Annotated in this window: 10 protein-coding genes; 4 read left to right on the top strand and 6 right to left on the bottom strand. The window is 41.9% G+C overall.

The window, feature by feature from the left end; genetic code table 11:
• Window positions 1-111: 111 nt before the first annotated feature.
• On the bottom strand, window positions 112-915 hold the full coding sequence (locus tag B9N89_RS30945; RefSeq protein WP_132326470.1) for a hypothetical protein: 804 nt from the start codon (window positions 913-915) through the stop codon (window positions 112-114).
• 569 nt (window positions 916-1484) lie between these two features.
• Window positions 1485-2282, bottom strand: coding sequence for a class I SAM-dependent DNA methyltransferase (locus B9N89_RS30940; RefSeq protein WP_132326468.1), 798 nt, complete (start codon window positions 2280-2282; stop codon window positions 1485-1487).
• Between the two features lie 246 nt (window positions 2283-2528).
• On the opposite strand from B9N89_RS30940, the gene B9N89_RS30935 reads away from it, so the two are divergent.
• The 4 genes from B9N89_RS30935 to B9N89_RS30920 all read left to right on the top strand — a co-directional run bounded on the left by B9N89_RS30935 (window position 2529) and on the right by B9N89_RS30920 (window position 5909).
• Window positions 2529-3128, top strand: a complete 600-nt coding sequence (locus tag B9N89_RS30935) for a hypothetical protein (RefSeq protein WP_132326466.1) — start codon at window positions 2529-2531, stop codon at window positions 3126-3128.
• Window positions 3094-3669, top strand: coding sequence for a hypothetical protein (locus B9N89_RS30930; protein WP_132326464.1), 576 nt, complete (start codon window positions 3094-3096; stop codon window positions 3667-3669). Before B9N89_RS30935 ends, B9N89_RS30930 begins: the two co-directional genes overlap by 35 nt.
• A 652-nt stretch (window positions 3670-4321) precedes the next feature.
• Window positions 4322-4516 (top strand): hypothetical protein, encoded by a 195-nt coding sequence (locus tag B9N89_RS30925; RefSeq protein WP_132326462.1) that lies wholly within the window; start codon window positions 4322-4324, stop codon window positions 4514-4516.
• Between the two features lie 7 nt (window positions 4517-4523).
• Window positions 4524-5909: a sigma-54-dependent transcriptional regulator gene (locus tag B9N89_RS30920; protein WP_132326460.1), complete on the top strand. Its 1386-nt coding sequence runs from the start codon at window positions 4524-4526 to the stop codon at window positions 5907-5909.
• Window positions 5910-6060: 151 nt separating this feature from the next.
• On the opposite strand, the gene B9N89_RS30915 is transcribed toward B9N89_RS30920, so the two are convergent.
• The 4 genes from B9N89_RS30915 to B9N89_RS32560 all read right to left on the bottom strand — a co-directional run.
• Window positions 6061-6726, bottom strand: coding sequence for a leucine-rich repeat domain-containing protein (locus B9N89_RS30915; protein ID WP_159455766.1), 666 nt, complete (start codon window positions 6724-6726; stop codon window positions 6061-6063).
• A 324-nt stretch (window positions 6727-7050) separates the two neighbouring features.
• The gene (locus tag B9N89_RS30910; protein WP_132326456.1) at window positions 7051-7389 is read right to left on the bottom strand and encodes a DUF4277 domain-containing protein; all 339 of its coding nucleotides are present in this window, start codon (window positions 7387-7389) and stop codon (window positions 7051-7053) included.
• Window positions 7390-7723: 334 nt separating this feature from the next.
• Window positions 7724-9178, bottom strand: a complete 1455-nt coding sequence (locus B9N89_RS30905; RefSeq protein ID WP_132326454.1) for a PAS domain-containing hybrid sensor histidine kinase/response regulator — start codon at window positions 9176-9178, stop codon at window positions 7724-7726.
• A 212-nt stretch (window positions 9179-9390) separates the two neighbouring features.
• The coding region (locus B9N89_RS32560; RefSeq protein WP_143478128.1) for an integrase core domain-containing protein at window positions 9391-9698 on the bottom strand (308 nt) is incomplete at its 5' end.

Below are 9698 nucleotides of genomic sequence, written 5' to 3'. Positions count from 1 at the left end.
TTCTAAGTACTTAGCGACTGCTTGTTCCTTAAATTCCTGGCTGTAGGTTGGTCTGGTTCGTTTGTTCTGAGTCACGGTAATTCTCCTCACTATGGGAATTAGGCCGTTCAGTTAGATTTGTCCAGCACTTTTGGGGAGCTTCAGTACTTCGTTGTTGATCTCTATGCAGAACTTAAGTCGATCAGACATGAACTTGCCTTTACCAAGACCCTCGAAGCTTACTGTTTTTCCTTCTGTCGTCCATTTTCCTGATGTTCTAATAAAGCGATCTTCACCATCACGAACGGGAAATCGCTCTTGGTAATGATGAAAGTGGTTCCCCTCCTCCTCAATCACGATAAAGTCCTCAGATCCAAAAGACTGAAGATATTTGTTGCCGGCAGCCATATTACCGTTTAAGTCGGGCAGTCTTTCCCCTTCGAAGAAGAATAGATCCATATAGTTGGGCTTTTCAAAGTTGTTGAGAAGATTGCAGTTTTTGTTGCCAAATAACAAATAGTTTGGTTTGCCGAGGCACTGAGAACTACTTTTTTGAACAAGAACAGAACATTGGTCACCTACCTTGAGATCCTTGTATGGATTATCTGAAATGCTGAGACTATCGGAACAGATACTTCCTTCATGACTTGTCTCTCCTACGGTTACTTCAGAATCAGATTGTGTCAACTGTGCTGAGTATCGGCATGTATCATTTTTCATGACTAGAAAGCTTTTCCCAGATTTTTGACTCAGATAAAGATCTGAGAACAGACTTTTTTCTACGTCAGCGAACTCACCGTCATTGCAGCTTGTGGCAAGGAGTTTCTGTTCCAAGCCTGCGTCACTGCCTCCGTTGTCGTTGGAATTCTTGCTGCTGTCAGATCCGCAAGCTGCGAGTAAAGATAGGGCTGAGACTACCAGTAGTTGTTTCTTCATGTTTATACCTTTCAGGTGAATAGAATGCCGGTTACAGAATCTAGCTGTAGCATCTATCATGCCAAGTTTTAAAAAATGTGGATTTGACTAAAACCCTTTATTTTTAAGGATTATTTTAAAAACACATTGGTTAGTCTGGTAAGAGTTTCCTGAATTTTATGAATTCTTTCCCATTTTTTGTGAAGTCATCTTTATGATACATAGGATGACCTCTAGGTGACACATTCAATTTTTTCAACCACAGATCGAATGATTTTAGCAGACTTGCCATCTGAACCTTAAGTCCAATATTCTTCTACCAAGATTGGTAGATCTCGTTTAGACAGATTTTTTCTTCCTCTGAACACTAATGGGTGTTCATATTAAGCACCAGTTGCTGTAAAGTACATTCTATTATCCATGGATTTTGACCACGAAAACTTCTGGTCAGCGTCTTGCTCAGGAAGGCTGACTCGACGATACGATGACATCTATACTAGTGCCTAGTCGATTTGAAGTTTCGGCGTTGTTGACTTTGTCACTCGCTCGTTACCGTACCCAGCACGTACTGTCTCCTCGCTCGCTCCTTGTCACCTAGCCGAGAATTCAACTTGACTAGGCACAAGCGAGACCTTTCTACACACGTAGACTAATTTGCCACCTTCTAGGTCGACAGGATCTCTGTTGAAGCTTGAAAATATGTCTTCAATAATAAATCCACAGGACTTCAGTAGGTGCTCCATCTCCACAGGGAATGTTAATTTCAGGTCTACTTCTCCATAAATCTCATTCTCAAGTCGATTATGAGAATAGTATTCTCGTTTGGTATCGTATTTAATGATTTGAGTCATGGGGTTGTATTGAGTTTTATAGTATACCTTCATACTGATATTTTTATTTAATGAGGTTTCACTAACCATCGAGAAGTCCTCTTCACGAAGAGTCTGGAGTGATTGCCTTGCAGGCCTAGTATCAAATACCAGCACCCCATTCTCGTCTAGGTGATCGTGAACACCTGTCAAAAATCGTCTCTGATCGTCAAGTGTCAAAAGAAACATAAATGAGTTTCCAGTGAGATATGCTAATGGAAATGTTTCACTTAGTTGAAGCGCTCTCATATCCATCAAGTGGTATCGACACCTGTCGGCATAGTTTTTTCCCTTGGCAGAAGCCAGCATATCCTCAGAAAGATCAACTCCCGTTACCTTTACACCTCTTTCAGCGAGCCAATTTGAGACTATTCCAGTACCACAGGCAATATCAAGAACTTTATTGCCCAGTTCTCGGGCACTTTGTAATAGAAAACGACGTTCGGGTTCATACTCGCTCTCGTTTTCTAAGTCGTATATCTCAGTAGCTGAGAATTCAGATGGGTTCTCGTTAGACATTAGTATTTTCCACTCTCTTTGCTATTACTTACGATGAACGAAACGTCTGATAGGATAATAGAGAAGAAAGTTCGAAAATATTGCAGTGCTCTAGGCCATAAAAAACCACTACCCTTCGTTGTGGAGTTGATATACAACACCGTGAGTAGCTTAGCTATCTGGCTCAAATCCTTGTCCTGTGCTAGGAAGCGATTCCATACCAATAGGCAGTCGTTCATAAATACAAATCAGACTTTGGAATATCACATGAAATTATTTGATCTACTAGGTGATCTGGATGAAGCCTCTCTTATATCTGTATTCTATAATTCCTGGCAAAAATTTGAAGAGAGAAAAAACTCATATTTTTCGTCAAAAGATATCGTTGTTGCTAACTTTTCCAGCTCTCTTCACCCGAATCTCGAATTTGATTTTATTTTGGAAGTCATTGAGGCAGCGCATTTACTTCTTGATAGAGTTTTAAAGAATGATGAATTATCCCTTGCCCAGAGGAAAATCAGACATAGCATTGACTTTCTAGAGCAAAAAGGTTCAAATCGCATTTTGAAGTTTCTAGAAGCTGAAAAGGCCCTATTTCCAGAAATAGACGTTGGTGTGCTAGAAAGATATCATGAAGCATACTTAGCATTAAAAGCGCAAAGTTCTAAAACCATCAGTGGGAAGCCGTTAGATGGAGCCACAATAAAAAACATATTGGAAACTAGGGGTAGAAGCTTGTTGGTTCGAATGGGTTTCGAAGCGCTCCTTCGAAAATACCCTCTTGAAGTAGTTGAGGCTAACAGCAACGATGGTTGGATGGTCCTAGTTATGCATGGAAGAGAAGCCCAAAATCTTCGTTCAGACTAACCCTAACAATAACTATCCTGATGATATCAGCTTTTTCGAGATCCTAGTACATGAGACCGCCCATTATTGCCACTTTGCTACCATATCAGATCTCAGAACCAAACATATTGATCCTACAAAAGATATTTTTTGTCTCCATGGTGTGGATGGATTCTTCATTGAAGGAGTTGCTCAATACCTCACTGAAGTTGTATTCCAAGAATTTGACGTCACAATTGAAGAAAGAGTCGCTAAAGCTTCGTGGGAGCTTCGTAGTGCCGTAATGTACTACAACTTGTATGGTCTTGGCCGTGGTCTCACTAGCTTGGATCAAGCGTCAGATCTTCATTCTCGGTTTCTAGGCCAAAGAAAAAACCTTGCTAAAAGCTATGAATACCTGATGAAGGATCGCTTGATGGCAACTCAAATGTTCAACTATTTCGCCTCGCTTATGATAATTAAGAATCACGCTTTCAGCAAAAACTTTGCTAGCAAATTCTACGAAAGCCTTTCTACTACAAGTCCTGAACAGTTCAAGGGTCTATTTACGAACTTAAATTGATCAAAGGTTCCGAATGCATGTATCATTCAAAGTGAATATTTCGCAAGAGCTCGAAATAGGCAGCAGAAACTGAGCCCACTAATGTTAGGTGCCTTCAAGGAACAGGAAACAAACCCTCGGTCTAGCGGAATTCATGGAAGAACAACGGCATAAGCACGTACATATGCAGTGCTTAAGTGGCTTATTTGGAGGGCCCTGTCATTCGTGATGGATAGCAATACAGAACCTCAATTGAAGAAGCTACTTCACTAGTGGACACTCATTGTGTGACGCTCCTCTTATCAAGAGCCAAAACAACCCGTCAGACAGGCTTAAAATTATGGCAGAGGCAAAAAAATAATTGATCTTAGTATCTCGATAGTTGCAATGTCTAGGGGTGATTCGGTTCCTTGACTGGAGTCGATGGATCACTTTGTCGCAAAATCTCTTTTAGACCAGGAGCCGTCGAAGTTTCGAAGACCCATAGCTGGTCTGACTGCATGAAGGCAAGGCTAGGAGCGAGGAAGAGCCATACCGGCAAAATGGTGACGATGAGGGACAACGGATTGTATTTATCAAGGCATGTTCAGATGCTTGTGTTCAAAACATCAATAGCCCCTAGGCCAAGGATCAAAATTGCGGCAGCGCTATTTATAATTGATGAGGTTCGAGCATGAGTCGCGATAAGTGCATATCAGCATACCGCCATCACCTTGCTAACTTAATCATAGAATATCAAATCATGATTGCTCGAAGTAAGCAGGACAAGATAACGGATAATGAGTTCATCGAAAAAATTGAATCTATTGGTTCTAGGATTCAACACGAAACTCAAAAACTACAAGAGCACTTAAAAAGCTTAGAGTAAGGTGGCAATGAGACGAATTCTTATAGTTGAAGATGCTGAAGAACAGCTTCAGTGGTATGAAAGTCTGGTTGAGGGAGCCTTTCAATACTTCTTAGCCAAAACTCCTGACGAAGCCAAACACCTACTTGATACTGAAGCTATCGAACTCTTATTAACTGACATCCATCTAACCCAGGATTCGACTCTTTCAAGTTTCGAAGGGTTTGACATAATCCAGTATGCAAAAGAAAACCACCCAGAGGTCCTTGTCATTGCGATGTCGGCGGATCCTAAAATCACTACCTACCGTCGTGCCCATGAGCTGGGAGCGGACCATTGGCTAAAAAAGCCGGTCATTGAGCTGCAAGAACTACAAATTGCAATCGACGCTGCTAAAAGTAATCAGTACCTCAAGCGGCTCAAACGCAGCAATAGTCTGAAACCTGACACCAACTATAATCACATTTGCGAAGATGGGCTTGTCATCAGTGACGAAGTCAGACGCTATGTTAGAGGCGTCGCAAAATCACGAACAATTCCATGTGTTATTTACGGAGAAACAGGGACTGGCAAAGAAGAAGTTGCAAAACTAATTCACAAACGGCGGACAGAGACTGAAGGCACACTTCCTTTCATGGCGGTAAACTGTGCAAATCTCAACAGCGATATGGCAGCTTCTATATTATTCGGCCATCGAAAAGGGGCCTTTACCGGTGCTGAAAAAACCACTAACGGCATGATTGGAGAAGCAGATAGGGGAATCTTATTTCTTGACGAAATCCATAGGCTGGATGAAGAATGCCAATCGAGACTACTACGAGTGTTAAACGATGGCACCTATCAACGGCTTGGAGATACAAAAACCCTCCATTCGTCTTTTCAAGTAATTGCAGCTTCGAGCAAAGATCTTGATGATGCCGTTATCGACGGCGAATTTCTCATGGACTTGAGATCTAGACTAACAGGAGTGGATATCCACCTGCTTGCTTTAAGGGATCGCCCAGACGACTTCGATCCACTGATAAAGCTTTTCTTTGCCCGCGAGAATATCAAGGTTTCGGAGCCGGAAATGGACCGAATTATTAGTCGCTGCAAGAGTTACTACTGGCAAGGCAATATCCGCCAACTCTTCAATGTACTCAAGTCGTTCGCTACAATGTGTATCTTGAATGAAGAACCTTTGGAAGCGGATAAACTTCCAGAATACAAAACGATGCTAGCACCGGGGCAAGGCGCTCAGAAATCTCGTGAAAAGAATTGGCAGCGACCAATGAAAGAAAGTCTCGAAGAGCTTGAAAAACAGATCTTGATTAAAGCTTTGGCGTCTTGCAAATCAAAGTCTGAAGCCAATCAGATACTGAAGATGAACCGTTCGACGTTTGATTCTAGGCTTTCAAAATATGGCCTTGATTAGTTTACTGCCTAGAACTAGTGCTTAGTCACATTGGATTCTCGGCTAGGCGTCGAGGAATGATTGAGGAGATAGTACTCCCGTACAGCGACGATTGAGAGACGAAGACAACAACGCCGAGAATCCAATGTGACTAAGCACTAGTGAGTACGACTTATGGTTCGTCTTGCTCAGCAATGAGTACCTCTAAAGCCGGAAAGCTCACTGTTGCCCGTAAGTCTACATGTTTGTTGAATGAAACATCCAGTAATCTGAGGTTTGGAAGCTCTGCTAAGGCTTCAAGGCTGACCACGTGGTTGTGCTGGAGCCTCAGTTCCTCAAGATTCACTAAGTTTGACAGAGGCTGTAAATTGTAAACCTTTTGACCGAAAATCATAAGTTTCTTTAGCTTGGTAAAAAAGGCAAGAGGTTCCAAATTTGTGATAGCCTCTGGAGTTACTGGGGGTAAGTCAAATATTATGAGACTTTCCTTCCTATCAATCGCATTGAAAAGAACCTTGCAACCTTGATGACCAGTATCCTTTCTTAATCGCGCGATGGTTGTTTCAACACCAATTGAGGAAGGATTTTCACACAGAGATACAAACTGAACTTCGTTCTCATTCACTGGCTCATCAGGGTCGGTTTCGACGCATACTTGATCTGCCTCAATCTGTTTGAGAGACACTGCCGTTTCGATACGTCCGTCTAAGCATATCACATTGTATAAACCATCATCGCGAATAACTGCCTTTTTTACATCCTTAAAGGCTTGGAGCTTCGATGGTGACTCGGAACGTTGGCAAGCAATTGCTAACGAAAGAAACAGAAAGAATCTCATATGACTTCTCCTAAAACTTTGCCAGCTTGTTAACATGATTGCATTAGATACTCAAGGTTCAGATTTTCAAGAACAGCGAAAAAATGGATAGAGAGACAAATATTTTAGAGATCTAGTTTCTCAAAATGCTCTCTATGCTCTGTTACTTCTTGCTCGGAGCAATGCTTACCAAAATGTCTTGCAAACTCCTAACTTCTAAACATCGGAAGAGTGTTCCCTTGATCCTATAGGTATAGAATATTCTAACCAGCCTGATTGGGGTTTGTATCGCAATTTTGTTGATAATTTGAGGAGTAGATTTCTTTCAGCTAGGCTATGAATAGATTACCTAGATTTGCATCTGTTAAACAAAAGCTGCATGGAACAAGATTGCCTGTAAATTATAGGTATAGGTGTCTCACACTCCCCTGGCACATAGCGACCGAGCCTATGACGGTTAAGCGAACTTGCTTCAACACCTACACCCAGCAACTCTTCGGTCGGAAGCTGTTCAAAAAACTCTGTTGTCATGGACAATGGCTTGTCAGTATACCCGAGTCCATTGATGATCATAGCGGCCACAGCCTGCCCAGTAGAGACAGATTCGTTGCCTGAAGAGCCTAACCGTCGATCGACGTAACTATCAATACCCAAATCTCTGATCACGCCAGCAACTACTACCATGGTGATCAATTCGTTTTACGTGAAAGTCATCATTAATCATAATAATCTCAGGATGTTGTTAACTGATGACCCTTTGTGCCTCTTGATGTCAAATTAATCAAATTAAGATTCCGAGCTTTGCTCGATGTCGGGTTCTAAATCCGTTTCCACCGCTTGCTCCTAAGAACATGTTTTCAGGCTAGTTTATACGGGAGTATTTGGTGATATGGCGTGCAATCGATTGCAGTTATTTAGTATAATGTTCTATTAGGGGGGGCTGACTTTTATAATCTTTAAGAGTACAGTTTCCTGTAGGTATCCTCACGAGTGGTTAGAAGTAATAGATGAATATAATCTAACTAGCCTTTTTTTCTGTCCTCTGGAACAGAGTTTCTAACTCTCTTTGAATACTTGCGCGAGTAAATGGTTTGGAAAGAAAGGCGTCGAAGCCTGCTCTATAGCATCGCTGTCTTACTTCCTCGAAAATATCAGCGGTGAGGGCTACAAAATAGGGTCTATATGGTAACTGTGACTGGAACTTAGATAACGCTTCGAATCCGTCAATAATCGGCATATGCAAATCTAAGATTATTACGTCAAATCGCTTTTCAAGGCTGATATCGATAGCATCCAGTATATTCAATGATACTTCACTTTGTACTTTCATCTGATCGAGGAAGGCGTGTGCTAGCTCCAGGTTGATGCTATTGTCGTCTACAACTAGCACCTTGAGATTTTGGATATCGACTGACTCTGAACTACTTCCTTCAACAATGCTCACCCCTTTCGCTTCTGCAAACTTGAAGCTTGCTCTGAAAACAGTGCCCTTACTCACCTCACTCTCAACAGTAATTTTTCCACCCATTGCCTGCGTCAATAGTTTAACGATTGAAAGCCCAAGACCAGTACCCCCAAATTTTCTTGTAGTCTCCGAGTCAGCTTGTTTAAATTGTTCGAAGATCGTATCGAGCCGAGATTTGGGAATCCCTATTCCCGTGTCTTGAACCTGTAGAATGAATGTATTCTTGTGATTTATACACTCCACCGTGACAGACCCCTTCTTCGTGAACTTGAGTGCATTGGAAAGAAGATTGTTTAGGATTTGTTTGAATCGATGCTCGTCTCCAGAGACGTGTGTCTCCCCTTGGTACTTGAATTGAAGGCTTATTGCCTTCTCTTTCGCTAGCTCTTGGAAAAGAGAGATCGTATCTTCTACAGATTGTTTAATGTCGAAAGCTCTATTTTCCAGATCAAGATTGCCGCTTTCAATCTTAGAGAAATCCAAGATATCATTCAATATATTCAGCAAGGTTCGTCCACTTGAATCTACAATCTGACTGTATCTTTTTATAGTTGGGTCTTGGGTTTTCTCCATCGTGAGGGCGTTCATACCCAGAACAGCGTTCATAGGAGTTCTTATTTCATGGCTCATGGTTGCTAGAAATCGGGATTTTTCTCTAAGGGCTGTTTTGGCTTGTTGCTCAGCTAGTTTTTGAGGCGTGATATTGGTATGAGTACCAGTAAATCGGGTTGGCTTTCCTTCACTATCTCTTTCGACTACCTTCCCTCTGTCTAGTATGTATAGCCAGCTCCCATCCTTATGCCTCATCCGATGAATGTTTTCGTAGAAATCAACTTTGCCTTCCATGTGAGCTGTTATATCTGCATAGCATTGTTCAATGTCGTCAGGATGAACCTTTGAAGACCAGGTATCCAAGGTGTCTTCGATTTCATCGTAAGAGTAGCCTAACATTTCTGCCCATCTTTCATCAAAATGGACCTCATTAGTTTGAGGGTTCCAGTCCCACATGCCTAATCTGGTGCCTTGTAGAACTAGGTTCTGTCTGACGAATACCTAAAAATGGTGTATGATCCTCGAAACTTCTAGGAGACACACCTTGGCTGGTCGTTTTGAGCTCACGGATGAGCAATTTGGGTTGATCAAAGATCTTCTGCCCCCTACAGGAAAACGGAATATGTCAGGGTGTTTGAGACAATTAGGGTGAAAGTTTAGTATAACAATCACCCCAAAACGGGTATAGACTTCCTTACCACCGGTACATTTATACCCACAGAATCAGCGGGTACTGGCAGTCTAGGTCCGGACTTTGGAAACCTTTCTGGATAGGCTTCAAAAGCTTGCTTGAGAACCGCAGCTCTCTTCTTAGCTACAGACTTATCTTTACCTTGATGAACAGTTTCAGGCGTCATCAAGCCAAGATTTATGTGTCGATGCTCAGTGTTGTACCAACCAAAAAACTTTTGCAAGCATTCACTAGCATCTTCTGGGCTCTCATACCAAGCTTTGAAGTAGCGATGGTATTTGAGTG

It is taken from the genome of Pseudobacteriovorax antillogorgiicola (assembly GCF_900177345.1).
Taxonomy (GTDB): domain Bacteria; phylum Bdellovibrionota_B; class Oligoflexia; order Oligoflexales; family Oligoflexaceae; genus Pseudobacteriovorax; species Pseudobacteriovorax antillogorgiicola.
The sequence above is the reverse complement of the archived record's forward strand: the minus strand, read 5'-3'. Positions and strand labels throughout refer to the sequence as shown.

Excerpts from the sequence above, each read along its gene's own strand:
- B9N89_RS30945 (WP_132326470.1), bottom strand. The coding sequence starts at position 915 with ATGAAGAAACAACTACTGGTAGTCTCAGCCCTATCTTTACTCGCAGCT.
- B9N89_RS30940 (WP_132326468.1), bottom strand. The coding sequence starts at position 2,282 with ATGTCTAACGAGAACCCATCTGAATTCTCAGCTACTGAGATATACGAC.
- B9N89_RS30935 (WP_132326466.1), top strand. The coding sequence starts at position 2,529 with ATGAAATTATTTGATCTACTAGGTGATCTGGATGAAGCCTCTCTTATA.
- B9N89_RS30930 (WP_132326464.1), top strand. The coding sequence starts at position 3,094 with ATGGAAGAGAAGCCCAAAATCTTCGTTCAGACTAACCCTAACAATAAC.
- B9N89_RS30925 (WP_132326462.1), top strand. The coding sequence starts at position 4,322 with ATGAGTCGCGATAAGTGCATATCAGCATACCGCCATCACCTTGCTAAC.
- B9N89_RS30920 (WP_132326460.1), top strand. The coding sequence starts at position 4,524 with ATGAGACGAATTCTTATAGTTGAAGATGCTGAAGAACAGCTTCAGTGG.
- B9N89_RS30915 (WP_159455766.1), bottom strand. The coding sequence starts at position 6,726 with ATGAGATTCTTTCTGTTTCTTTCGTTAGCAATTGCTTGCCAACGTTCC.
- B9N89_RS30910 (WP_132326456.1), bottom strand. The coding sequence starts at position 7,389 with ATGGTAGTAGTTGCTGGCGTGATCAGAGATTTGGGTATTGATAGTTAC.
- B9N89_RS30905 (WP_132326454.1), bottom strand. The coding sequence starts at position 9,178 with ATGTGGGACTGGAACCCTCAAACTAATGAGGTCCATTTTGATGAAAGA.